The organism is Paraburkholderia phenazinium, from assembly GCF_900142845.1.
Lineage (GTDB): Bacteria > Pseudomonadota > Gammaproteobacteria > Burkholderiales > Burkholderiaceae > Paraburkholderia > Paraburkholderia phenazinium_A.
Genome location: NZ_FSRU01000002.1, coordinates 109,636 through 133,945, shown reverse-complemented (window position 1 = coordinate 133,945; position 24,310 = coordinate 109,636). Strand labels below are relative to the sequence as shown.

The window sequence follows — 24,310 nt, the reverse complement described above, 5'->3', positions numbered from 1 at the left end:
TAGCGGCATGGATGCATTCGGCGTCACGCAAGCGTGACTAGCCGTTGTCCGCCTCAACCTTCCCAACCGATGTATCGACGCCGCTTGTAGTCCGCACGCCATGCATCGTAAAGGTGCGGGTGTTCTCGACGTCACCCGGCTTGCGCATCCAGAGCTGCGCCTCGACGCCGTCTGCGGAATAGCGGCCGAACCAGTCGACCACGCGCCCCAGATAGCATTGATGTCCCAGCCACACCGGGACGTCGCCGACGATATCGTAGCTGTAGTGACCCGGACCGTAGCTCTCATACTCGAGACGCTCGTCGCCGGTGACGTTGGGCGGGACCGGACAAAGCGGCTTCGTCTCGTCCCCACTGCTCTTGACCGGCTCCGCGTTCAACTGAGCCACTGCGTGCGTCAACGCCGCGTACAGCGGGTCGTCGAGCGTCGTCACCGTGCCTTTGTCCTCGTTCTTCTGGACCTTCGGCAGCAACAGGTTGTAGCGGTAGTGAACCGTCAGCTTCGGCACCGCGCCGACGATCGTCAACGGCCTGAGCAGATAGACATCGTCCTGGCCGTACGAGCCGTTGCGATACGCCGCGTAGACGCGTCCGCGCAAGCTGATCCAGACAGCGTCCTGATTCGCGCCACGGTCGCTTTGCGAGTACAACGCCGTCTGGCCGTCGGCGAGATCGGCGGCGGCATCGGTGGCGGCCGTGTCGGCATCGCTTGCCTGCGCATTCGCGTCGATACGCTGACTGGCGGGCAAGTACGCGCCTACGAATTTGCCGCCTTTACGGCGCAGGACGCTCGTGAGGGTGAACAGACCGGTCCCGCCGCTGTACGAGTCGATCACCAGATCGCGCTGCGGGTTGCCGTCGATATGGAGCAGCGTATAGGACGCGGTGCCGTTCTCGCCGCCTCCGTCGATCCGCGAGGCGAGCAAGGCGTTCCACTCGTCGGCCGTCACGCCGACCGGCCGCACAGTGGGAAAATGCGCACCGTCGTCGCTCGCGCTATCCCCGACATTCGAGAACGTCGTCTGCCCCGTCTTGATCGCCAGACCGGCGAGGACCTTCTCGAGCGGAAACTGCGGATCGGTCCTGCGCATCGCCTCGACGGCGGCGCGCAAATCCTGCAGCGCCTGCAGGTCCACGCTATCCGGCTTGTATGCGTCCACCTCGCGCAACTGGTTTTGCAACGCACCGAGGCGCTCCTGATACTTGTCCTTGAGGCAGTCCGTCTGGGCGCCGCATTGATCGCGAAGTTTCAGCCAGGCGAGTTGCGCCTCGCGAATCGACGCGCGCTGCTGCGACTGCGCGCCAATCAGTCTGCCGTACGCCGCCGACAGTCTGAGGTCGAGGCGTTGCAGGTCGGGATGGGCGCAGATTGCGGTCTGCGTGTCGCCTTCGGCGCGGCTGCAGTCCAGGCCCGCCGCCCAGACATGCGGCGCGGCGGTCAATAGCATGAGCGATGCAAGGCAAGGCAGACGCTTGCGGGTAGTGCGTGTCACGATGGCGTTCCTTTGGCGTGTTGTTCTCCGAGGTAGGCAAGTTTAGCCAACCGCGCCGCGCCATGTGATGCGCACCTGGCCGTACCGATCTGAGACCGCTGTCGGGTGTCACCATTCATGAAAAATGCGTTGTTGAATTTCAGGCGATTTTTCACTAAAAGTGACATTCAACATCTCCAACTACGACGCTGAAAGTGAAAAACTCCCTCAACCGTGCCGCTACTCCTGAAAAAATGCGGACAGCCCTCATCACCCCCCGCCGACAAGCGGATGGGTGGGCTGGCTCGAATCCCGGCCCGCCGCGCCGTCCGCGCGGGTCGCTACAATGCCTGCGAACATTGCCACGACGGACTCAAGATGCAACCCAGATCCGAACCTTATTGCCCCTCTTGCGGACGCACAGATGAGCCGCGCCCCGATGGTGCGGAGCCCGTTTGCATTAATGGGGAAAGGTGGTGTTCGTGGTGCGCTGCTATCCGGCAAACGCCAAGCGGCACGACGTATATCGAACGTCCGAGTCCGGGTCGGATGACCGAAGGTGGTTTGCCGGACGACCCCCTTGACGCGTGGCTGGACTGCTATGAGACCAAGCCAAAGAAGCGAATCAGGAAGGATGACGCGAAGGCTGAAATTCAGCGGGCGTGGGCGCTATGGGCTGGCGATAAAACGACTGGACAACCGATGTTCCTGTTTTTCCTTTGGCTCACTCGGCATAGGCCTTATTTCCTGACCTTTCGGGCGAAAGGCGACCCATGGCAAACGGTACATAGCTGGCTCATACAGTACGAAGACCGTCCGGGCAGTCGCGCATAGCCCCGGCGAGCGCTCGGAACGACCGGAAGCGAACTCGGTACGGACGCTCAATATGCAAGGACGATCCATTCGCTGGCGGAGCGGGTTGGACCGGTCGTTCCTTTTGGCGGATTCTTGACATGGCCACCGGTCGATAAGCGATTTGGCATTTGGTCAGCATTCATAGATCGCCGCCATGCCCCGTCCCTTGCTCGGTGCCGTGCGTCTATGGGGCGCGTGAGCCATGTCTGGGTCGGTACCGGCTCTAAAGCGACGCATAAGCGACCGCTATCGCGGCTGCAAGCCTGGCGTTGTTGAGACCGATCTGAACACTGCCTCCCGCGCTCGCCCCGCCAGTCAATGCATTCACACGGGAAATAAGGAACGGTGTCACGCCTTTGCCGACCATACCTTCCGCATCCGCTTCCGCCAGTGCTTGTTCAATCGCGAGATCAATGACCTCACGTGGCAACGCGAATGGCTGGGGAATCGGATTGGCAACAACAAGGCCGTTGTTCAGGCCTAGGTCCCAGTTGGCTTTCATGACACGAGCTATCCGGTGAGGATCGTCGAGGCGCACATCGACACCGAACCCGCTATCGAGAGTAAAGAATCCGGGTAGGCTGTCGGTGCAGTAGCCGATCACTGGTACGCCGTGCGTCTCCAGGTATTCTAAGGTTAACTGAGTGTCGAGGATCGACTTGATGCCGGCGCACACCAATGCCACCGGCGTGCGGGCGAGTTCCTGCAGATCAGCCGAGATGTCGAAGCTCTCCTGCGCGCCCCGATGCACACCGCCGAGACCGCCGGCAGCAAACACACGAATCTTCACTAGGTCTGCGATGATCATCGTCGCCGAGATCGTCGTTGCGCCATCGCCGCCACATGCAACAAGAATCGGAATATCGCGCCGGCTGACCTTAGCCGCATCGTGGCCGCTGCGACCGAGGCGCTCAATCTCGTCACGCGTCAGCCCGACCTTGATACGGCCGTCCAGAATCGCGCAGGTGGCGGGTATCGCGCCGTGGGCGCGGACTTCGGCTTCGAGCGCAAGCGCTGTTTCAGCGTTCCCCGGCCAGGAGGCGCCATGCGAGATGATCGACGACTCCAGTGCCACAACGGGTCGCCCTGCGCCTAATGCCGCAGCGACTTCCGGGTGGATATCCAAACATCTGCTCAAACACATCGAATCTCTTCCTCCAAGCCCAACAAAGCGACGTGCTGTCGAAGGCCGCGTCTGGCAAATACCGTGTCCACCCACCGAAACAAACGTGCGCAGTGAAGACCGCGATCGCCCTAGAAGCTGAACTCACGCCGCACGCGGGTCCGCAGCGGCCGGTTCCAGATTTCGCGCCTTGGCCAGGGTGAGAGCGGTGTCCTCGATCATGTCCTCCTGGCCGCCCACCATGCCACGGCGCCCCAGTTCGACCAGGATGTCACGAGCCGGTACGCCGTACTTTTGTCCTGCGCGCTTTGCAAAAAGGAGGAAGGAACCGTACACGCCTGCGTAACCGAGTGTGAGCGCATCGCGATCAACGCGGATCGGGAAATCCATAATCGGTACGACCAGGTCCTCGGCCACGTCCTGAATCTTCCAGACATCGACGCCCGTCTGAATGCCCATGCGATCACACACCGCGACGAGCACTTCCATCGGCGTGTTACCGGCACCGGCGCCCAAACCCGCGGCGGCTGCATCGACCCGGGTCGCGCCAACCTCGATGGCACCGATGGAGTTCGCGACCCCCATTGCTAGGTTGTGGTGACCATGAAAACCAAGTTCGGTCTCCGGTTTCAGTGCCGCACGGACAGCGGAGAGACGGGCCCGTACGTCCTCGGGAAGCATGTACCCGGCGGAGTCAGTCACGTAGACACAGTTCGCACCGTAGCTTTCCATCAGCCTGGCCTGCTTCACGAGACCTTCGGGCGTATTCATGTGCGCCATCATCAGAAAGCCGGCGGCATCCATATCGAGCTTGCGCGCGAGCGTGATGTGCTGTTCCGAGACGTCGGCCTCCGTGCAGTGTGTGGCCACGCGGATCGTGTTCACGCCAAGCTCGTGTGCCATTTTCAGATGGTCCACCGTGCCAATGCCCGGAATCAGCAGCGCCGAGACGCGCGCCTGCTTCATGAGAGGGATGACGGTGGAGAGGTATTCCTCGTCCGTGTGAGCGGGAAAGCCATAGTTCACGGAACTGCCGCCCAGTCCATCGCCGTGCGTGACTTCGATCAGCGGCACGCCTGCTTCGTCCAGACCCTGTGCAATCACCTTCATCTGGTCCAGTGTCATCTGATGACGTTTCGGGTGCATTCCGTCGCGCAGCGTCATGTCATGCACGACGATCGTCTTGCCTTTGAAGTTCATGTCTGATTCCTCCCTAGTGAGCGACGGGTTCGAGCTTGAGCGAGCCGCTCAGAATTTCCTCGGCGAACATCTCGGCGGTGCGTGCGGCGGCCGCCGTCATGATGTCCAGGTTGCCGGCATACTTAGGCAGATAGTCGCCGAGGCCTTCGACCTCCAGGTAGATCGAGACCCGATCACCGTCGAACACTGGGCCATTGACGAGTCTGTAGCCGGGCACGTACTTGCGTACCTGCTCGATCATTTCGTGTACCGACTTCTCGATCGCGGCGGCATCGGGCGTGCTTTCTAACAAACAATGCACGGTGTCGCGCATCATGAGTGGCGGATCGGCGGGGTTGATGATGATGATCGCCTTACCTTCCTTCGCTCCTCCGACCTTCGAGATTGCTCCGGCTGTCGTGCGCGTGAATTCGTCGATGTTCTTGCGCGTTCCTGGGCCGGCCGATCGGCTGGACACCGTTGCGACGATTTCGGCATACCGTACGGGCTGCACTCGCGACACTGCATACACCATGGGGATCGTTGCCTGGCCGCCGCAAGTGACCATGTTGACATTCATCTCACCTTTGCCGACGTGTTGCTTCAGGTTCACGGGCGGCACGCAGTACGGGCCGATCGCCGCCGGCGTGAGATCAATCATCATCACACCCAGTTCATTGAGCTTGCGCGAGTTTTCCGCATGCACGTACGCGCTAGTCGCATCGAAGGCGATCTGGATGCCGTCGGCTTTCACGTGCGGCAGCAAGCCGTCTACGCCTTCGGACGTGGTCTTCAGTCCCAGCTCCCGCGCCTTCTTAAGGCCGTCAGACTCGGGGTCGATACCTACCATCCACACGGGTTCCAGCACTTCACTGCGTTGCAGCTTTGCCAACAGGTCCGTGCCGATGTTGCCCGGTCCGATCAATGCGCACTTCACCTTGTTCTTTGCCATGTCTCCTCCTTTGGATCAAACGAATCGATCAAATGAACCGCACCGAGCAACTGCCGATGCCGTCAATAGAAACATTGAGGTTGTCGCCGGCTGCGACTGGAACCATCGCCGCCAATGAGCCAGACAGCACCACTTCACCTGCCTTCAATGACTCGTTCAGTTGGCCCAACGTGTTGGCCAACCACGCAACCGCTTCGAGCGGGTTCCCAAGCGCAGCAGCGCCTGAGCCGGTGGTCACCACCTCGCCATTCTTCTCCAGTTTCATCGCGCATCCGACCAGGTCGACCTCGCGCGGATCGACAACGCGTTGGCCAAGCACGAACACGCCGCACGATGCGTTGTCGGCCACCGTGTCTTCGATGCGGATTTTCCAGTCGCGGATGCGCGAGTCGACGATCTCAAAGCAGGCCATCACGCCACCGGTTGCGGCGAGGACATCCTCTGCAGTCACGCCGGGTCCCTGCAGATCGTGCTTGAGCACAAAGGCGATTTCTCCCTCTGCCTTGGGCTGGATCAGGGAGGCGGCCGGAATCGAGTCGCCCTCCTCATAAAGCATCACGTCGGTGAGCATGCCGAAATCAGGCTGATAAACCCCGAGCATGTTCATCACGACCTGCGACGTCACACCGATCTTCTTGCCGATGACGCGTTCTCCCGCTTCGATGCGGCGGGCGTTCAGGCGTTGCTGGATGCGGTACGCGTCTTCGATCGTCAGATCGGCGTAGCGACTGGTGAGCGGGTCGAGCACGCGACAGTCTTTAACTGCGGCGTACAGCTCGTCGCCAAGCGAACTGATAAGAATGTCGTTCATGATTGCTGACTCTCGAGCGAGTTCACTTCATCGGAATGACTGGCGGTGAGCGGGTCGCATTCCAGCCGGTAGAAATCGGACCACTCCAGCAACTGCTGACTCGTTGTGCCTACACCACCGCAAGCAATGACTACGATGCGCTGAGCGTCAGGGAAATACTCCGGAACCCGGGCGAGTGCCGCTACCGATGCACCGCAGGCCGGCTCGCTCAGAAGGCGATGCTCTTCGAGCAGGGTCACGCTGCCTTGAATCGCTTCAGCGTCAGTCACCAGGCAGTTTCGGATCTGATGTTCCTTGGCAAGCGTCACGATGCGGGCAGTTACCTTGTTGGCACCAAGGGACGTGGCCACGGATTGGATTTTCGGGAGAGTGACCGGCTCCCCAGCCTTGAGTGCCTGGTCGTACGAATTGGCGCCAGCGGTCTCGACTGCCAATACCGGGATATCGCTCCAGCCGACTCGCCGCAGTCCTTCAATGACGCCTGCAAGCAGGCCGCCACCGCCGACCGAGCAAACAAGCAGGTCAGGGCGTTCGGTTTGCCGCGCGATCTCCTCGACCATCGTCGCGTGACCTTCCCACAGTAGAGGGTCGTCGAACGCATGGAGGTACGCGTCACCATCGCGCAGAATCGAGAGTGCGTGGTCATTGGATTCACCGAACGACGCTCCGTGAACTATGACCTCTGCTTCTTCGCCCCGAATGAGGGCACGGGCTCGCTCAGATGTCGTCTGCGGCACGACGACCGTCACCGGAATTCCAAGCTCTCGGCCCGCGTAGGCCACCGCGTACCCGGCGTTTCCTCCTGACGCGGTGACGAAGCGCCGCGCTCCCCGGTGCTTATGTTCTTCGCAGGCGAAACCAACGCCCCGCAGCTTGAATGAGCCACCCGGTTGCAGGCCTTCAAGTTTCAGGAGAACTGTTCTGCCCGTCCTGAGTGAGAGAGCTCGGGAGTTGATTAGCGGTGTTTCGATATGCAATGTCATAGCAGGACTTCATCTGTGAAAGGCGTTGGCATTTGATACAAACACCTCGACATCGGTCCCAGCTCCAACGTCATGGCGTCACCAATGCATCTGCGCATGTCGTCGTTCATCCGGGCGATGTTGGTTTTCATCGAAAAAGGAGACCCATTCGCTAGCCAACGGGCGGATAGCCCGAGGCTTGCGTTTAGATCGTTTGCCTTATGAGCGAATGACATTAGCCAAGCTGGATGACAGCGGAGACCTCAACCGGGCAACGAAACGGCAGGCTCGATACGCCTACTGCGGCGCGGCTGTGCCTTCCCTTATCGCCCAGCACTGCAACGAGGACCTCCGAGGCACCGTTGATGACTTCCGGGTGCTCCGTGAATTCCGTGGCTGCGTGCACGTAGCCTGTCACGGAGCAGACGCGGATCACGCTCAGGTCGTCCGTCAGTTGCGAACGAAGTTGCGACAAAATCGCCATGCCGCTCAGCCGCGCTGCTTCCTTCGCTTGCTCGATACTTATTTCCTGGCCGACCTGGCCGAGCGCAAACGGCTTGCCGTCCTTGAAGGCGACTTGTCCAGAAATGTGCAAAAAGCCACCTGCCAGAACGGTGGGTACGTAGTTGGCGATCGCCGCCTTCGGCGGTTGCAGTTCGATGCCAAGTTCTGCGAGACGAGCATCCAGTTCAATGCGGTTCATGAAATCTCCTTAAGGGTGAAGTACGTGCCGACGCACGACGCCCGACGTACACGGGCACATGGCACGAGTGAAAACGGAACATTCAGGATTCGAGGTCGTACTGGATCGAGAGTTGGCCTTTCTTCTCTTTGAGCTTCAGGATCTTGATACGTCCGACCTGTCCAGCGGACTTGACGTGAGTGCCGCCACAGCTATGCATCGGCAGGTCACCGAAGCATACGGATCTCATGCCATCGTTTTCGGCCAGATGGCGCGGCACATCATCTGCAATGAGCTGATTTACTGTTTGCTCCACGCCTTCGGCGGTCAGCGGCTGTGGGTTACCGCGTGGCTCGAAAACCACTCGTCCCTCACCAGGCCAATGGTGACCTTTGCTCGCGTACCAACCCATCTGCTCCACGACTCCGGAAATTAGGTGACCGGCGGAGTGGAGTCGTGCGTGCAGCATGCGGATCCCGGGCGATACTTCAATCAGCGCATCGCCGACGGCGACTTCCTGATCGGCGATGTGAATAACCTCATCACCCTCCTGAATCACGCGCCCGATCTTCACGCCGGCAATACTGCCCTGGTCGGAGAGCTGTCCTCCGCCTTGCGGGTGGAACAGGGTCGCGGCCAGCGTCACACGGAACTTGCCGTCGTCTGCGGGCGAACAGTCGAGTACCAGCGTGCGCATCGTCAGTTCGTCGCTGTTGTAGTAGGTCCGTTGTGTCATTTCGTATTCCTCAATGCATATTCTTCATTGCGGTCATGCTTCGTCAAAACGCATTTGACGTGAGACGCGGCTTGTTGGCCAAAGGCGACTCGTGCAGCGCGACAATCGCGGAAAGACAACTCACTTCCCGCATGACTCCAAGTTAAAGGACGTACGCCCGTCCCGCTTGTAAAAAATTGAGGGTTTGCAATGGTGGGGTGCAATCGTCGGCGGGGCGCTCGGCGCGGATGAGATGCCGCGCGTGGTCTAGCTGCCTGGGATATGGCTGCGTGCCGCTAATGCCGCGTTGATCCAGCTTCGTCTGAGTGCTGGGGGAGTGCTGGGGAGTGCTGGGGAGTGCTGGGGAGTGCTGGAGGGCGAAGCGCCAGACCCATTCGTCTGCTGCGATCTGGAATGTCAATACTTCGACGGGGATACACCAAAGGCTTGCCGGAACGCCCGATTGAAGTGGCTCTGATCGTAGAAGCCAACTTCCTGAGCCACCTGCGTCAGACATCGGTCGGTGTGACTCAGCAAGGAGCACGCGCGCTCCAGTCTCAGGCGTACGACCCAGGCATGTGGAGTCATGCCGACTGTTTGCTTGAAGAGCTTGAGGAAATGGAAGCGCTCGAGGTTGCAAAGGGCGGCAAGCTCTTCGAGGGTGATTTTTTCGGCCAGGTGGACGTCGCAATACTCCCTGACCCGCTGCCACTGTACTGGCGTGAGTGTGCCTTTGACAAACTGCGGCTTGACCATACGCGTCTGGACGAACAAGCGGTCAAGTAAGGTCAGCCATTCGGACTGTACTTCCATGGGCTCGGACCCCGGCGCAGCCGCCCGTAGTGCATCGTGCAATCGGGACAGATGACCGGCAAGCGACGAATCCTGAAGGACCGCCCCGCCCAGTGCAGGGAAGCGATTCTGCCCCGAGATTTCCTCTCCGAGCCCATTCAGTAACTGAGGTGAGAGGCGAAACGTCTTGAGTGTGTAAGACTCGTCCCCGGCGCTGATGCCGTCATGCACTTCACCGGGTGGCATCAACTGGATGCTGCCCGGCGTGAGCAGCAGCGTTTCGCCATGGAATCCCTGTCGCTGGACACCCTCGGTCACCAGCGCGACATGGTAGTCCAGATGGTAGTGACGCTCGAAGCGGAAATCGGAAAAGCGCGCCTCGCTAAGCACGAGACCAGGAATCTCGTTGCTGCGTTTGTACTCGACGCGATCCTTCATCAGGGCCTCCTGCAGGGCTTTCCTTTCGCGTTGGAGCGAACCGCCGTCCCAAGGCGCAACTTGCTCTGCGTTCTCCGAACCATCCACAATATTGTGCCTATTATAGACAGGCCGCTGTTTTGGGCTCCTCATCCGGCATGGGCGAGCGCAATGATGCGGTGAGCGTGAGCGTATGCACGTTGCTAGGACGATCTTTTGGCGCAGTTCTGCCAAGTCTGAAAATCAAGTCTGAAAGCTCATGACGGGGTGAGAGGTTTGGTAGACCAAGGTCCGGGACGCTTGATCTCACTCCGATTTCTCGCGGCGCATGCAACACCGGCCACAATCGCGACCATGCCTAGAACCTGATAGCGGTGAACCGTCTCATGTAGGAACAGCACGGCAAGCACGACACCAAAGAGCGGGATCAGATGAATTGAGAGGCCGGCTCGCGTTGCCCCAAAGCGTGCCACTCCGATGTTGTAGAGAAGATAGGCGACGACGGACGGGAAGATGCCAAGATAGGCCAAAGCACCGATCGACTGGATATCCCACGTAGGCGCGACGCCGGATGCACGCTCACAGAGCCACAGCGGGACCAGCACCACGAGCGCTAGCAATATCTGGGCGCCCATCAGGCCGATGCGGTCGATGTCTGCGGGAAAGCCGCGTAACCACAGAGTGTAGAAAGCCCAGGACACCATCGCGCAAAAGATCAGGAGATCTCCGCGGGAAAAGGACAGCGACGACAGGCTCGACCAATCGCCATGCATGACGATGGTGAGGGCGCCGGCAAACGACAACGTGAGTCCGAGCACCTGGGCCATATGCAGCCGCTGTCGATAGAAGATCGCGGCTAGCAGGACGATCAGGATAGGGATGAATGAGTTCAGCAGCAGAGCGTTTGACGCCGTGGTCGACTGCAACCCGAGATAGACAAGGGAATTAAAGGACACAACGCCAGCCAGCGACACGCCTAGCACGCGCCAGCGATATTTCCAGTATTTGAGCCAGTCGCGGCGCATCGGCCGGAAGGCAAAGGGAAGCATAAAGAAGAGTGCAATCACCCAGCGCCAGAGCGACAGCGCCATCGGCGGAACGTGGTTGTGCATCGCCCGGCCGACGATAAAATTGCCGGCCCAGAACAATGGAGGCGGCAAAAGCAGCAGCAAGCCCCCGACACGCGGCGAGCCTGTGGTTTTCGCGGGGACCTTCATACTCGTATCTGGCCGGTGACGGCGTCAATCTGCGCAAAATCGTGTGGCATGGTCCCGGAATTCTTTTTGGGCGGTGAAAAGAGTGCGCTGAAGCTTGAGGATCGTGAGCCTCTATCCGCGCATGTCGACGATGATCTTTGCGTTCGCACCAGACTCGACGCGTTCGTGGGCCTTCGCGATTTCCGACAGGGGAAAAATTTCGACCTGAGGATGTTGCAGCGCCCCTCGTTCCAACAGAGGGATGAGCACATCGATGGCTACCTTCCTCACCGGGATGGGCAAGTTGTAGACAATAAAGAATCGTAGATTCGCGAAACCAACGATCATCGACCTGAAGGGGATCTCGATCACTCCGGCCCCCGAACCATAGATGATTACGTCGCCGCCGAACTTCAACAGTTTTCCATATTTGCCGGCATTTGCTGCTGCGTCGACTTCAACGATGGCGTCCACACCTTGGCCGGCCGTGATCTCACGTACCGAAACAGCCACATCCTGCTCGTTGCGATTGATGACCCACTCGGCACCAAGGCGGGAAGCGAGTTGGCACTTCTCCCGACTGCCCGCCACGCCAATGACTCGTGCGCCCGAGAGCGCGGCCAGTTGCGTCGCGTAGCCACCTACCGCGCCGGTGGCACCGTAGACAAGGACCGTCTTGCCGAGAAGTCCTCCGCAAGCATGAACCGAGTACCAAGCCGTCAAAAGCGGAATCCCAAGTGAGGCGCCCGTCTCGGTCGACGCACTGTCAGGCAACGGCGCAACCTGGCTTTCGGGCAAGGCGATCAGTTCGGCTGCTGTACCGAACGGTCGCTGCCACTGGCCGTTGATCGTCCAGACCCGCTGTCCGATCCGCTGTTTCGACACGCCTTCCCCAACTGCTTCGACAACGCCGGCGCCATCGCTGTGAGGAATAACGCGCGGAAACTCCATGGCGGAGCTTGTGACGCCCGAGCGCGACTTGACGTCTGAAGGATTCACGCCCGAGTGTGCAATGCGCACCAGGACTTCGCCCACTTGAGGGGCCGGATCAGGCTGCTCGCCAACGACGAGTACGTCTCGCGCGGGGCCCTTTGAGGAATAGTGCGCGGCCTTCATATCTTTCGACCTCCAAGCTGGTTTAGTGAAGAGTGCTCTCAAACCGACGTGTCCCAGCAGAACTTCTCAGCGCAACGCTACCAATACTGTGATTCTTCGCATCTGAACGCGCTTGTAAAAAATTGACAATACAAACTACCGGCCGCCGCTGGGCCAGGCGTAAGACCCTTACCAGGTCTCTGGATGGCCGCCGACAGCGGTTAAGTATTGAATGGTTTGTTCGGGCGAACCTTGCCGATTCAAAAACTCGTCATGTCGCTCCTTTCGCGCTTCCCAACAAGGTATATGCAGTTCAGTTACCGCGAAATTCGTACAGCCGGAACGCTTCGCGGTACTTCGCTACTCCGCTCACGGGATTGCAGCGACATACCTTCTGGGACGCTTTACGCTGTTGACGTTGAAAACGGATGTCTCAAAGCGCCCGGGGAGCAGTCATTGGTCGTGATGGACCGAGGGTCCGTGACGGGTGACCAATCAGCGACGGTCGCGGACGTCAACCTCCCGTCGGGTAGGGGCCGCCGCCCGGATTTTTTCACTAACCGTGTCAGCAGTTTTTCACTTACCTGGCACAGTTTTCACTTTCTGTGGCACCCGACAACCGCGCTTAGGTTTATTTTTTGGATCTTGAACCATTCTTAGCTCATTCTTGGTTCATTCCAGACCCGCCTGGCGAAACACATGGCGAAGCGCGAACTCTACGAGAGCGTCCTCCGGTACCTGGCCGAACAGCGGGACACCGGGCATCATCCGGTCTCCCAGGCGGATATCGCCGCGGCGCTCGGCGAGTCGCCCTCGACGGGCTTGCCTGACCTGTTTCGCGCGGTACACCGCGACGCCATCAGCGAACTGGTGAGCCGTGTGGTGCGCGACGGCCATCCACTCAAGGAAGCCGTCGCCGAATTCAGCCTGCCGCCGCAAGACGCAGAGCGGCTCACGGAGATCGTCAAAGGCGACATTGCGCGGCTCGGTGAGCACAACTTCGCTCGCTACCGTTTGACGCTCGGAGAACTGACGCGTTGGGTCGAAGCAGGCCGGCCGCTAAGCGAATAGGGCGCGCGCTGGCGGCCGGCCAACTGACACGCGGGCCAACCGCACCGCCGCGCGTCGGTCGCCCGTTTGCGGCTCGCCTGTGCCTCACTTGCTACTGGTCTCCTGCCGCTCCCGCTCCCGATCCGCGCGCGCAGGCCGCGCCGGATCCGGCTTGCGTTCATCCGTCGCGGCATGCTCGGGCCCGGCCGGACGCCGGCGCCGCCGTTCCGTGAGCGACGCCACCGCGTGAAACGCCACCGGCGCGAACACCAGCCCGAGCAAGGTCGCCGCCAGCACCCCGCCGAACACGCCAGTGCCGATCGACTGGCGGCTCTCGGCCCCCGCCCCGCTCGACATCACCAGCGGCGCCACGCCCAGCAGAAACGCCGCCGAGGTCATCACGATCGGCCTGAAGCGCGCGCCCGCGGCGTCGATTACCGCGCGCGTCAACGGCAAGCCGCGCGCGTGCAGATCGCGGGCAAACTGCACGATCAGAATTGCGTTCTTCGCCGACAGGCCGATCACCGTGATCATCCCCACCTTGAAGTACACGTCGTTCGGCATACCGCGCATCAGCACCGCCGACACCGCGCCGATCACCCCAAGCGGCACCACCATCAGCACAGCGAACGGAATGGTCCAGCTCTCGTACAGCGCGGCCAGCGCCATGAACACCGCCAGCAACGACAAACCGATCAGGAGCGGCGTCTGCTTCTCCGCCACGGTTTCCTCGCGCGCGGCATCCACCCAGTCGTAGGCGACGCCCACCGGCAACGACGCGGCCAGCCGCTCCATCTCGGCCATCGCCGCGCCCGAACTGTAGCCGCGCGCCGCGCGGCCGCTCACGTCCAGCGACGGATAACCGTTGTAACGCGACAGCGCCACCGGCCCAACAGTCCACTTGCGCGTCGCGATGGCCGACAGCGGCACCATGTTGCCCTGCGCGTTCTCCACGGAGAGCGCCATCAGGTCGTCGTCGGTCATGCGCGTCGAGGCGTCGCCTTCCACCACCACGCGCCGCATGCGCCCGACATCTGGAAAGTCGTCCACATACGTCGAGCCGAAGGTGCTGCCCAGCAGGTCGGACAGCTTGTCGAACGACACGCCCAGCGCATAGGCCTTGGCCCGGTCGATCGTCAGTTCGACACGCGGCGCGTCGGGCAGGTCTTCGGAGTGCACGTCCACCAGCGCCGGATCCGTCTTCGCCTTCGCGAACAACGCTTCGCGCGCGGCCTTCAGGCCATCGAGCCCCACCCCGCCGCGATCTTCGAACCGGAACACAAAGCCGTCCGAGTGCCCCACGCCCGGCACCGAGGGCGGCAACTGGGCGTCCACGGAGCCGTCGAGAATGCTCGAAAACTCGTCGTTCAACTTGTCCTGCAACTCCATTGCACTGAGCTTGCGGTCGTCCCAGTCCTTCAGTTCGACGAAGGCCATGCCGACGTTCTGACCGGTGCCCTGGAAGCTCCAGCCGATCAGGCTCGTCACGTGCGCAATTTCGGGGTGGCGATGCAGGATCGCTTCGACCCGCTTGATCACCGACAGCGTGCGCGCCTGGGTCGAGCCGGCCGGCAACTGGATCATCACCTGCAATTGGCCCTGATCCTCGGTCGGCAGAAAGCCGCCGGGCATCTGCCAGTAGAGCAAGCCGCAGATGCCGACCAGCACCGCATACACGGCCAGCACCCGGCCGATCCGCTGCACGGTGCGGGTAGTGAGCCAGCGGTAACCGCGCGACGCGCCGTCGAAGCCATCGGCGAATTTCGACGCGGCACGCGCGAAGAAGCCGCGCAAGCCACGGCGCGCCTCGCGCTGATGCGGCGTGGTGCCGGTCGGCTTCAGCAGGTTGGCGCACAGCGCCGGCGTGAGCGAGAGCGCCATGAACGACGACACCAGCATCGAGGCGATCATCGCCACCGAGAACTGCCGGTAGATGCCGCCCACGCTGCCCGGGAAAAACGCCATCGGCACGAACACCGCGGTCAGCACGGCGGTGACGCCCACGATCGCGCTGCCGATCTGCGACATCGCCTTGCGGGTCGCCTCGCGCGGCGGCAAGCCCTCTTCTTCCATCACGCGGTGCACGCTCTCGACCACCACAATCGCATCGTCGACCAGAATGCCGATTGCCAGCACGAGGCCGAACATCGTGAACACGTTGATCGACAGGCCGAACGCCCACATCGCGAGGAAGGCGCCCATCAGCGTGACCGGAATCACCACCGTCGGCACCAGCGTATAACGCAGGTCGCGCAGGAACAGCCACATCACGAAGAACACCAGCACCACGGCTTCGATCAGCGTGTACACGACCTCGCGAATCGCGATCTGCACGAAATGCGCGCTGTCGAAAGGAATCTCGATCTGCACGCCGGGCGGCATGCTCTTCGCCAGCTCGGCGAGGCGCGCGCGAATCGCGTTCGACGTTTCCAGCGCATTGCCGCGCGGCCCTAGCTGAATCCCGACGGTGGCCGACGCGCGGCCGTTCAGGCGCGACCAGAACGAGTAGTCGTCGCGACCGAGTTCGACGCGCGCCACGTCGCGCAGGCGCACGGCCGAACCGTCCGGCTTCGCCTTCAGCACGATCTGGCCGAACTCCTCCGGCGAGATCAGTTGTCCCTTGACGGTGACCGACGCCACCATCTGCTGCCCCGGCACAAAGGGCGCGTCGCCCAGGGTGCCGGCCGTCACCGTGGCGTTCTGCGCGGTGATCGCGGCATTCACATCGCCGGCGGCCAGTCCATACTCGCGCAGCTTCATCGGATCGAGCCAGATCCGCAACGCCTGGTCCGAGTCCCACAGTTCCGCCGAGCCCACGCCGGGCGCGCGTTTCAGCTCGCGCATCACGTAGCGGTTCAGGTAGTTGCTGAGTTCGGTCGAATCGCGCGTGCCGTCGGTCGAGGTCAGCGCCACCAGCATCAGGAAGGTGTTCGACGCCTTGAAGACGCTGATGCCGTTCTGCACGACCTGCTGCGGCAGGCGCGGTTCGACCTGCTTCAGGCGGTTCTGCACGTCGACCATCGCGATGTCGGGATTGGTGGCCGGCGAGAAGGTCGCGTCGATTTCCAGGTTGCCCTGGCCGTCGCTGCTGGTTTCGTAGTACAGCATCCCGTCGGCGCCATCGAGACTCTCCTCGATGATGCTGCCCACGTCGCCGTCGACCACCTCGGTCGCGGCGCCCGGATAACTCGCCACGATCACGATGCGTGGCGGCGACAGGCGAGGGTATTGGGCAACCGGCAGTTGCGGAATGGCTAGCGCGCCCGCCACGATAATGGCGAACGCGACAATCCAGGCGAAGACCGGTCGGTCGATAAAAAATGAGGGCACTCAGGATTCCTGTCAGTGCGGCACGAAAGATGGCGCGTCAGCGAGGCGCGCCATGTGCAAAACATCGGCCAGCACGCCGTCGCGCATCGCATAGCCGCGCGAGCGCCCTTCTTCGACGAAACCGAAGCGGCGATACAGCGCAATGGCCGGCACGTTGTCGGCAAACACGGTCAGTTCGAGGCGGCGCAGGCCGAGCGCGCGGTCGGCGCAGTCGACGAGCGCGGCCAGCAGCGCGGCGCCCACACCACGCCGCAGGTAGGCGTCGTGCACCGACAACCCGAAACCCGCACTATGCGCGCGGCGCGGCCGCGCCACCACCATCTCGGCGTACCCGACCACGCGGCCATCCAGCTCCGCGCACAAGGCCAAGGCGCCCGCGGGCAAATTGGCGAACCATGACGCCATGGCTTCGGGCGTGCGATAGCCGATCGTCAGGGTGCCGTACCGCACACCCGGTTGATTCGTGATGTCGGCAATCGCTTCCACGTCCGATGCTTCGCATGCGCGCACGTTCACGTGCGATGTTGTCCCTGCTGCTCTCTCAAACCTCTCGCTGCTCGTGTTCATTATTCTGGTCCGTTGCGAATGGCATCGGCTCACGCAACCGTGCCATGAAGTAGCTATCGATCAGCACACCGTCGCGCAATGCCGCTGCGCGGTGCGTCGCTTCTACTTCGAAACCGTATTTCCTGTACAGCGCAAGGGCCGGCAGGTTGTCGGTGAACACATTGAGTTCGACGCGACGCAGGCCGAGCCAGTGATCGGCAAGATCGAGCATTTCCGCGATCAACGCACTGCCGACCCCGCGGCCATGCCATGCCTCGTGCACGCCGACCGCGATTTTTGCCGTATGGGCACGGCGCAGCGTGCCACGGATCATTTCTCCGAAGCCGATCAGTATATCGCCGGACACGGCCGCAATGGCCACCCCCGGCGAAGGGACTTTCGCGAGCCGCGTGCGGGTTTTTTCGAGGGTCGGATACGGCGCGCTCGGATTGCCATGCAACATCGCGGGCTGCAGCTCCAGGGCGTGGAGCTGCTCCGCGTCCGCTACGCCCAACGCGCGCAGCGTGAAGCGCTCAGATGGGGACGGTGGCGTGATGTTTTGACCCATCCCCTTACAGCGTCAGTTCGAACGAGCGCGCGAGGAGTCCCGGCAGATGCATGCCGCCGGTGGCGCGCTCGCCATAGGTGGAGTCGCTCAGCAGCAGTTCGGGCTGGGCGCCGAGGCGCTCCAGTTGATCGCCGAGCAGCCGGTACATGCTGTCGTCGAAACGCATGGCCTCCACGGGCGCCACGATCTGCCCGCGTTCCACCCAGAAGGTCGCGAAGCGCGTCATGCCGGTCAGACGGCAATTCATCCGGTCCGAGAAATTCACGTACCAGAGGTTGCCGATATAAAGACCCGTATCGAGCTGCGTCAGCACGTCGTCTTCGGCCAGGTCGCCGCCTTCCATCGACAGCGCAAGAGGTGCTTCGGAGTCCAGCGCACCGTTGGGCTGCAGACCGTACTCGCGGGCGCTGCGGGCATTCGTCAGGCGCTCCATGCTGCGGCCGTCCTGAATCAGCGGCACGCTCGCGCGCAGATAGCCGTCGTCGTTGAAACCCGGCGTGATGCCGAGGCTCAGGTCCTCGGTCAGCGTCACGCGCGAATCCAGCGCCACCTCGCCGGTATGCAGCTTGTACAGTTCGCTACGCGAGGTCGCCTGGGCACGCGCCGAGAAACCACCCCATGCGGTCACCCCCAGCAACTCTTCGAGCGCGGCAGGCGCCAGATACGAACGGTAACGTCCAGGCGACAGCGCACGCGGCGTAAGCGCGAGGATCGGCAAGCGCTGCGCGGCCTGCTCGACCTTGCGGGCGAAGGTGGCGTCGCTCCAGTGGTCGCCCGCGTAGCTGGTCTTGATGGCGCGGCCGCTCGGATCGTACAGCGACCAGCTGAAGTTGAAGTTGCTGACCTCGTACCAGCCGCGGCTGCCTTTGGTCGACGCAAAGCCGCGCACAATCGTGCCGCCCGCGTAAAACCCCACGAAATCGAGGCCCTTCGCACATTCGGCGACGGTGCGCACCAGCGCGTGCGGCTCCGGCACCTTGCCGGCGCGGCGCGTCGAGCGCTCCCACTGCGACGTGTCGAACAGCAGATGAGGATCGTCCTGCGCATCGCGCAATCCTTCGCGCAGGGTGACGAGCGCGCGGCTCACGTCCTGCAGGTCGGCGTCGGCATCGCCGCACACCGTCAGCGTCGAATAGGCCTGGCGCGCGCCGTCGATCAGGCGCAGCGTCAGCTTGCCTTGCGCGACGCTGCCGATCTGCCGCACCTTGGCCGCGTTGAAGCGGATGAAATCCGACTGCTCCGCGGAGAACGAGGTCAGCGTGATTTCGCCGCCTTGCTGCGCACGGTCGATCGCATCGGCCAGCAGCAGGAAGTGACGATGCCAGTCCACCGCGGCCGCGTCGTGCGGGATCAGGGAGTCGCTCATCATGCGCCTCCGAAGACGTCGATATTGCTGAACACGCAAGCGGGCGACGCATGGCCGACCCGAATCGCCTGGGCCGGTTCGCCCTTGCCGCACATCGGCGTGCCGAACAGCTGGCGGGTGCTCTCATTGCCGACCGCCGACAGGCTGCGCCAGAAATTCGCGGAAATGCCGCGATAGTTGGGCTGCTTGACGATCTCGGTGAGCTTGCCGTTCTCGATCAGTTGACCGAACTCGCAGCCGAACTGGAACTTGTTGCGATGGTCGTCGATCGACCATGACGTATTGCTGCGCATCAGAATTCCGTGCTCGATATTGGCGATCATCTGCTCGAGCGACTGGTCGCCCGGTTCGATGTTCAGATTGGCCATCCGGTCGATCGGCGGCCGGTTCCAGTTCGAAGCGCGCGAATTCGCCACGCCCGGCAGACCCGTGCGCTGCTGCGACAGCGCACCGCCAAGCGGCCGCTCGAGCACGCCGTCGCGGATCAGATAGTGCTTCTGCGCCGCGCTGCCGTCGTCGTCGAAAGCGTAGGCCGCGGCCTCTTCGCGCAGGTCCGGATCGAACGTGACGTTCAGCAGGTTCGATCCGTACTGATAGCTGCCGAACATCTCCGGCTTCACGAAGCTCCAGCCGGCGTAATTGCGCTCGTCGCCGAGAATGCGGTCCAGCTCGAGCGGATGGCCGATCGATTCGTGGATCTGCAGCATCATCTGGTCGGGCATCAGCAGCAGATCGCGCTTGCCCGAGGGGCAATTCGGCGCGGCCAGCAATTGCAGCGCCTCGTGGGCGACACGCGCCCCCGCACCGTCGAAGCCGTAGCGCGCCAATACTTCGACACCACCCTGCGCGAGCGTGCCGTAGTGGCCGCCCAGGGTACGCACCTGGGTGTCGCCGTCGGCATGCGCGGCGACGCTCAACTGCGGCATCACGAAGCGGAAATGCTGGTCGATGCGCACACCGTCGCCGGTGATGTAGAGCTGATCGGTCTGCGTCACCTGCACGCTCGCCGTACGCTCGACGATGCGCGGGTCGATATTGGCGGCCGCGCATTCGTGCGCCAGCCGCTCGAGCCACTCGCGCCGGGTCGGCAACGCATGCTCCGCGTTCGGCGACACATAGCGGCCGCTCGTGGCCGGACGTGCGATCTCGCGATGATCGATCAGCGACAGCGCCCCACTCGCTTTGGCGCGGGCGGTGGCGATATCCAGCGCAGCCTGCAAACCGGCGGCCGACAGGTTGGCGCTCGCCGCATAACCGGCGCCCGCGCCCACGTAGGCGATCAGCATGGCGCCGCGGTCGCGCAGCGTATGCAACGGCTGGGCGATGTCGTCACGGACTTCGTGATCGTCGATGGTTTCGTCGACGATGCGCAGCGACCAGAAATCCGCGTCGCTCCTCAGCGTGCGGGCGGCTTGCGCCCACCGTTCGTCAATCATGCGATTTTCTCTTGGATGTCCGCCTGCGGCACCATCAGCGAAGACGCCAGCAGCGACTGGGTATAAGGATGCGACGGCGCATGCAGCACGTCCATCGTATTGCCCGCTTCGACAATGCGGCCCGATTTCATCACGATCACGCGATGCGCCATCGCCTTCATCACCGCGAGATCGTGGGTGATGAACAGGTAGCTTAGCTGGTACTTTTTCTGCAGATTGGTCAGCAGGTTCAGCACCTGCTTCTGGATCGACACGTCGAGCGCGCTGGTCGGCTCGTCGAGCACCAGCAGTTCGGGTTCGACCGCGAGCGCGCGGGCAATCGCAATGCGCTGACGCTGGCCGCCGGAGAATTCATGCGGATAGCGCAGCATCGATTCGACCGGCATGCCCACTTCTTCGAGCAGGGCCCCCACGCGATCGCGCCGCGTTTTGGCGTCGACATCGGGACGGTGCACGGCGAGGCCTTCGCCGATGATCTGTTCGACCGTCATGCGCGGCGACAGCGAGCCGAACGGGTCCTGAAACACCACCTGCATGCGCGAGTACAGCGCCCGCTTGGCCTTGGCGTTTTTCAGCGACGACAGCGCGAGGCCGTCAATGTCGATCGTCCCCGAAGCCGGATGCTGCAGGCCGAGTACCGTAGCCGCGAGCGTCGATTTGCCCGAGCCCGATTCGCCGACAATGCCGAGCGTCTCGCCGCGGCGCAAGCTCAGGTCCACGTCGTGCACCGCGCGGAAGGTCGACTTGCCGAACATCGAGCGCCAGCCTTTGCCCGACACGTGATAGTCGACGGCGAGCCCCTTGACGTCGAGAATCTGCCGCGCGCCCTCTTCCACCTCGTCGATGCAACGCTGCGGCTCGCTGTCGAGCAGACGCTTCGTATAGGGATGCTGCGGGTTCGAGAACAGCGCATGGGTGGTGTTGGTTTCCACCAGCACGCCCTTTTCCATCACCGCCACGCGCTGCGCAAAGCGCTTGACCAGATTCAGGTCGTGCGTGATCAGCAGCACGGCCATGCCGCGCTCGGCGGCTTCCTGTTCCTGCAATTCGATCAGCAGATCGACGATCTGCTGGCGCACCGTGACGTCGAGTGCGGTGGTCGGCTCGTCGGCCAGCAGCAGACGCGGGCGGCAGGCGAGCGCCATGGCGATCATCGCGCGCTGGCGCTGGCCGCCGGACAACTGGTGCGGGAAGCTGTCGATGCGGCGCTCCGGCTCGGGAATGCCGGTGCGGCGCAGCAGTTCGATGCCGCGTTCGCGCGCCGCATTCGGGCGCATGCCTTCGTGCAGCCGCAGACTTTCGGCGATCTGCTTGCCGACCGTGTACAGCGGGTTCAACGCCGTCATCGGCTCCTGGAAGACCATCGCGACATCCGCGCCGCGAATCCCGCGCATCTGCTGCTCGGTCTTCTGCAGCAGGTCTTCGCCGTCGAGCAGCATGCGGCCGCTCAGTTCCGCCTGCTCCACGAGACGCAGGATGGACAGCGCGGTGACGCTCTTGCCCGAGCCCGATTCGCCGACCAGCGCGACGCGTTCGCCGCGCCCGATCGACAGGCTCAGTTCCTGCACCGCGACTTTCTCGCCGAAGCGCACCGAGAAGCGGTCGATTTCCAGCAAAGGCTTGTTCACAGGCTTGTTCATTACTTGCCACCCCCAAATGCCGAGCCGCGCATGCGTGTGTCGAGCGCGTTGCGCAATGCGTCGCCCATGAAGGTCAGCAACAGCAGGGTGATCACCAGCGCCGAGAACGCCGAGATCGAAATCCACCATGCATCCAGGTTGTTCTTGCCTTCGGCCAGCAGCTCGCCGAGGCTAGGCGTCGGCGGCGGGACACCGAGGCCGAGGAAGTCGAGACTGGTGAGCGACAGGATAGCCGCGCTCATGCGGAACGGCAGGAACGTGATCACCGGAGTCAGGCTGTTAGGCAACACGTGACGCCACATGATCTGCCAGTTCGACAGGCCCATGGTGCGGGCGGCCTTCACGTAGTCGAGCGAACGGTTGCGCAGGAATTCGGCGCGCACGTAGTCCGACAGCACCAGCCAGCCGAACATCGACAGCAGGATGAAGAGCAGCCACAGCGTCGGCTCGAAGATCGACGCGAAGATGATCAGCAGATACAGGTCCGGCATCGAGCTCCAGATTTCGATCAGGCGCTGCCCGATCAGGTCGGTGCGCCCGCCGTAGAAGCCCTGCACAGCGCCGGTCAGCACGCCGATCGCCACCCCCGAGACGGTCAACGCAAACGCCATCAGCACCGACAGGCGGAAGCCGTACAGCAGGCGCGACAGCACATCGCGGCCGAACTGGTCGGTGCCCAGCCAGTTGCTCGACGACGGCGGCGCCGGATACGGATGCGCCGCGAAATAGTCGATCGTGTCGTAGTGATAGTGATTCGGCGGATAGACCGCGAAGTTGCCGTTACCCTGGAAACGCGAACGGATATACGGGTCCAGGTAGTTGGTGCCGGCCGGGAAATCGCCGCCGAACACCGTCTCCGGATAGTCCTTCACGATCGGAAAGTAGTAATGGCCGTCGTAGCGCACGATCAGCGGCCGGTCGTTGGCGAGCACTTCGCCGAACAGGCTGATCACGAACAGCGTAGCGAAAATCACCAGGCTCCAGTAACCGAGGCGCTGGCTCTTGAAACGCAGCCACGTGCGACGCCACGGCGACACCGACGCGACGAGCGTGACCGCCGCCGGATCAGCGGCCCAGGCGGTTGAATTGGATGCGGGGGTCGACGAGGACATAGCAGACGTCAGCAATAAGTTTGGTTACAAGACCGATCAGCGTGAACAGGAAGAGCGAACCGAGGACGACCGGGTAATCGCGGCGGATCACGGAGTCGTACGACAGTTGGCCCATACCGTCGAGCGAGAACAGGGTTTCGATCAGCAGGTTGCCGTTCAGGAAGGCGCCCACGAAAGCGGCGGGTAGACCTGTCAGCAGCGGAATCGCAGCGTTGCGCAGCACGTGCTTCCACAGCACGTCGCGCTCCGGCGCCCCTTTGGCTCTAGCGGTCAGCACGTATTGCCGGCCAATCTCCTCGAGGAAGGTGTTTTTGGTCAGGATCGTGACCACGGCGAAGTTACCCACCACCGACGCCGTGACCGGCAGCACGATGTGCCACAGGTAATCGAGCGCCTTGCCGACGAGGCTCAGGTCCTGGAAGTTATCCGAAGTCAGGCCGCGCATCGGGAACACCTGCCAGAAGGTGCCGCCGCCGAACAGCATCAGCAGCAGCACGCCCAGCACGAAGCCCGGAATAGCGTAGCCGGCCAGCACCAGCACGCTGGTCACGGTGTCGAAGCGGGAGCCGTTGCGCACTGCTTTCGCAATGCCCAACGGCACCGATATCACATAGGTCAGCAGCACCGTCCATAAGCCGAGTGTGATGGAGACCGGCAGCTTGGACTTGATCACCTCCCACACGCTGTCGTGCTGATAGTAGGACTGCCCGAGATTGAAGGTCGCGTAGTTCTTCATCATCAGGAAGTAGCGCGTGAGCGGCGGCTTGTCGAAGCCGAACTGCTTCTTGATCTGTTCGAGCTGCTGAGGATCGACACCCTGGCTGCCGTGATAGCCGCCACCGCCCGCCCCCGCCTCTCCGCCACGGCTTTTGCCGTGGCGGAGTTGCGTCATCACCTGTTCGACCGGCCCACCCGGCACGAACTGCGTGACGACAAAGGTCAGGGTCACGACGCCGATCAGGGTCGGCACCATCAACAACAGACGTCTAAGAATGTAAGCAAGCATGGTGAA

Annotated in this window: 20 protein-coding genes; 1 reads left to right on the top strand and 19 read right to left on the bottom strand. The window is 62.4% G+C overall.

Annotated features, from left to right (window positions below; all coding sequences use genetic code 11):
* Positions 1-37 precede the first annotated feature (37 nt).
* From BUS12_RS17760 to BUS12_RS17700, 11 genes are all read right to left on the bottom strand, one after another.
* Positions 38-1,492, bottom strand: coding sequence for a lysozyme inhibitor LprI family protein (locus tag BUS12_RS17760; protein WP_253190157.1), 1,455 nt, complete (start codon positions 1,490-1,492; stop codon positions 38-40).
* A gap of 1,057 nt (positions 1,493-2,549) precedes the next feature.
* Entirely contained in the window at positions 2,550-3,452 is a 903-nt protein-coding gene (locus BUS12_RS17750; protein WP_367117636.1) for a pseudouridine-5'-phosphate glycosidase, read from the bottom strand.
* Positions 3,453-3,593: 141 nt separating this feature from the next.
* Positions 3,594-4,649 carry a 4-hydroxy-2-oxovalerate aldolase gene (gene dmpG, locus BUS12_RS17745; RefSeq protein ID WP_074297819.1) on the bottom strand — a complete coding sequence of 352 codons (1,056 nt, stop codon included), beginning with the start codon at positions 4,647-4,649 and terminating at the stop codon, positions 3,594-3,596.
* 13 nt (positions 4,650-4,662) lie between these two features.
* Positions 4,663-5,580: an acetaldehyde dehydrogenase (acetylating) gene (locus BUS12_RS17740; RefSeq protein ID WP_074297818.1), complete on the bottom strand. Its 918-nt coding sequence runs from the start codon at positions 5,578-5,580 to the stop codon at positions 4,663-4,665.
* A 28-nt stretch (positions 5,581-5,608) separates the two neighbouring features.
* Positions 5,609-6,391 (bottom strand): 2-oxopent-4-enoate hydratase, encoded by a 783-nt coding sequence (gene dmpE / locus BUS12_RS17735; RefSeq protein ID WP_074297816.1) that lies wholly within the window; start codon positions 6,389-6,391, stop codon positions 5,609-5,611.
* Positions 6,388-7,374, bottom strand: a complete 987-nt coding sequence (locus BUS12_RS17730) for a pyridoxal-phosphate dependent enzyme (RefSeq protein ID WP_074297814.1) — start codon at positions 7,372-7,374, stop codon at positions 6,388-6,390. The genes dmpE and BUS12_RS17730 overlap by 4 nt, the downstream gene beginning before the upstream one ends.
* 214 nt (positions 7,375-7,588) lie before the next feature.
* Complete coding sequence (locus tag BUS12_RS17720; protein ID WP_074297811.1) at positions 7,589-8,056, bottom strand: RidA family protein; 468 nt, start codon at positions 8,054-8,056, stop codon at positions 7,589-7,591.
* Positions 8,057-8,138: 82 nt separating this feature from the next.
* Complete coding sequence (locus BUS12_RS17715; RefSeq protein ID WP_074297809.1) at positions 8,139-8,771, bottom strand: alanyl-tRNA editing protein; 633 nt, start codon at positions 8,769-8,771, stop codon at positions 8,139-8,141.
* Between the two features lie 396 nt (positions 8,772-9,167).
* Positions 9,168-9,980, bottom strand: coding sequence for a helix-turn-helix transcriptional regulator (locus BUS12_RS17710; protein ID WP_074301552.1), 813 nt, complete (start codon positions 9,978-9,980; stop codon positions 9,168-9,170).
* 236 nt (positions 9,981-10,216) lie between these two features.
* Positions 10,217-11,176 (bottom strand): DMT family transporter, encoded by a 960-nt coding sequence (locus tag BUS12_RS17705; protein ID WP_074297807.1) that lies wholly within the window; start codon positions 11,174-11,176, stop codon positions 10,217-10,219.
* 111 nt (positions 11,177-11,287) lie between these two features.
* Complete coding sequence (locus BUS12_RS17700; RefSeq protein ID WP_074297806.1) at positions 11,288-12,271, bottom strand: NADPH:quinone reductase; 984 nt, start codon at positions 12,269-12,271, stop codon at positions 11,288-11,290.
* A gap of 678 nt (positions 12,272-12,949) precedes the next feature.
* Here BUS12_RS17700 and BUS12_RS17695 point away from each other — a divergent pair.
* A complete protein-coding gene (locus BUS12_RS17695; protein ID WP_074297804.1) occupies positions 12,950-13,321 on the top strand; it encodes a hypothetical protein in 372 nt (123 codons plus the stop codon).
* An 84-nt stretch (positions 13,322-13,405) separates the two neighbouring features.
* Here BUS12_RS17695 and BUS12_RS17690 read toward each other — a convergent pair whose 3' ends face one another.
* Genes BUS12_RS17690 through BUS12_RS17655 form a run of 8 tightly spaced genes read right to left on the bottom strand, consistent with a single transcriptional unit; the run spans position 13,406 to position 24,304 of the window.
* Entirely contained in the window at positions 13,406-16,630 is a 3,225-nt protein-coding gene (locus BUS12_RS17690; protein ID WP_083640501.1) for a multidrug efflux RND transporter permease subunit, read from the bottom strand.
* A gap of 12 nt (positions 16,631-16,642) precedes the next feature.
* The gene (locus tag BUS12_RS17685; protein WP_074297802.1) at positions 16,643-17,197 is read right to left on the bottom strand and encodes a GNAT family N-acetyltransferase; all 555 of its coding nucleotides are present in this window, start codon (positions 17,195-17,197) and stop codon (positions 16,643-16,645) included.
* Entirely contained in the window at positions 17,172-17,744 is a 573-nt protein-coding gene (locus BUS12_RS17680) for a GNAT family N-acetyltransferase (protein ID WP_074297801.1), read from the bottom strand. Before BUS12_RS17680 ends, BUS12_RS17685 begins: the two co-directional genes overlap by 26 nt.
* A 4-nt stretch (positions 17,745-17,748) precedes the next feature.
* Entirely contained in the window at positions 17,749-19,110 is a 1,362-nt protein-coding gene (locus BUS12_RS17675; protein ID WP_074297800.1) for a TldD/PmbA family protein, read from the bottom strand.
* Complete coding sequence (locus BUS12_RS17670; protein ID WP_074297798.1) at positions 19,110-20,546, bottom strand: TldD/PmbA family protein; 1,437 nt, start codon at positions 20,544-20,546, stop codon at positions 19,110-19,112. Before BUS12_RS17670 ends, BUS12_RS17675 begins: the two co-directional genes overlap by 1 nt.
* Complete coding sequence (locus BUS12_RS17665) at positions 20,543-22,186, bottom strand: ABC transporter ATP-binding protein (RefSeq protein ID WP_074297796.1); 1,644 nt, start codon at positions 22,184-22,186, stop codon at positions 20,543-20,545. The genes BUS12_RS17670 and BUS12_RS17665 overlap by 4 nt, the downstream gene beginning before the upstream one ends.
* On the bottom strand, positions 22,186-23,298 hold the full coding sequence (locus BUS12_RS17660; RefSeq protein ID WP_074297794.1) for an ABC transporter permease: 1,113 nt from the start codon (positions 23,296-23,298) through the stop codon (positions 22,186-22,188). The genes BUS12_RS17665 and BUS12_RS17660 overlap by 1 nt, the downstream gene beginning before the upstream one ends.
* A complete protein-coding gene (locus BUS12_RS17655) occupies positions 23,252-24,304 on the bottom strand; it encodes a microcin C ABC transporter permease YejB (RefSeq protein WP_074297791.1) in 1,053 nt (350 codons plus the stop codon). Before BUS12_RS17655 ends, BUS12_RS17660 begins: the two co-directional genes overlap by 47 nt.
* Positions 24,305-24,310: the final 6 nt, after the last annotated feature.

What these genes read in the sequence shown, in the direction of transcription:
- BUS12_RS17685 (WP_074297802.1), bottom strand. Translation starts at nt 17,197, where the DNA reads ATGAACACGAGCAGCGAGAGGTTTGAGAGAGCAGCAGGGACAACATCG.
- BUS12_RS17710 (WP_074301552.1), bottom strand. Translation starts at nt 9,980, where the DNA reads ATGAAGGATCGCGTCGAGTACAAACGCAGCAACGAGATTCCTGGTCTC.
- BUS12_RS17680 (WP_074297801.1), bottom strand. Translation starts at nt 17,744, where the DNA reads ATGGGTCAAAACATCACGCCACCGTCCCCATCTGAGCGCTTCACGCTG.
- BUS12_RS17715 (WP_074297809.1), bottom strand. Translation starts at nt 8,771, where the DNA reads ATGACACAACGGACCTACTACAACAGCGACGAACTGACGATGCGCACG.
- BUS12_RS17705 (WP_074297807.1), bottom strand. Translation starts at nt 11,176, where the DNA reads ATGAAGGTCCCCGCGAAAACCACAGGCTCGCCGCGTGTCGGGGGCTTG.
- BUS12_RS17670 (WP_074297798.1), bottom strand. Translation starts at nt 20,546, where the DNA reads ATGATTGACGAACGGTGGGCGCAAGCCGCCCGCACGCTGAGGAGCGAC.
- BUS12_RS17660 (WP_074297794.1), bottom strand. Translation starts at nt 23,298, where the DNA reads ATGTCCTCGTCGACCCCCGCATCCAATTCAACCGCCTGGGCCGCTGAT.
- BUS12_RS17665 (WP_074297796.1), bottom strand. Translation starts at nt 22,186, where the DNA reads ATGAACAAGCCTGTGAACAAGCCTTTGCTGGAAATCGACCGCTTCTCG.
- BUS12_RS17720 (WP_074297811.1), bottom strand. Translation starts at nt 8,056, where the DNA reads ATGAACCGCATTGAACTGGATGCTCGTCTCGCAGAACTTGGCATCGAA.
- dmpG (WP_074297819.1), bottom strand. Translation starts at nt 4,649, where the DNA reads ATGAACTTCAAAGGCAAGACGATCGTCGTGCATGACATGACGCTGCGC.
- dmpE (WP_074297816.1), bottom strand. Translation starts at nt 6,391, where the DNA reads ATGAACGACATTCTTATCAGTTCGCTTGGCGACGAGCTGTACGCCGCA.
- BUS12_RS17740 (WP_074297818.1), bottom strand. Translation starts at nt 5,580, where the DNA reads ATGGCAAAGAACAAGGTGAAGTGCGCATTGATCGGACCGGGCAACATC.
- BUS12_RS17695 (WP_074297804.1), top strand. Translation starts at nt 12,950, where the DNA reads ATGGCGAAGCGCGAACTCTACGAGAGCGTCCTCCGGTACCTGGCCGAA.
- BUS12_RS17730 (WP_074297814.1), bottom strand. Translation starts at nt 7,374, where the DNA reads ATGACATTGCATATCGAAACACCGCTAATCAACTCCCGAGCTCTCTCA.
- BUS12_RS17675 (WP_074297800.1), bottom strand. Translation starts at nt 19,110, where the DNA reads ATGAGCGACTCCCTGATCCCGCACGACGCGGCCGCGGTGGACTGGCAT.
- BUS12_RS17700 (WP_074297806.1), bottom strand. Translation starts at nt 12,271, where the DNA reads ATGAAGGCCGCGCACTATTCCTCAAAGGGCCCCGCGCGAGACGTACTC.
- BUS12_RS17655 (WP_074297791.1), bottom strand. Translation starts at nt 24,304, where the DNA reads ATGCTTGCTTACATTCTTAGACGTCTGTTGTTGATGGTGCCGACCCTG.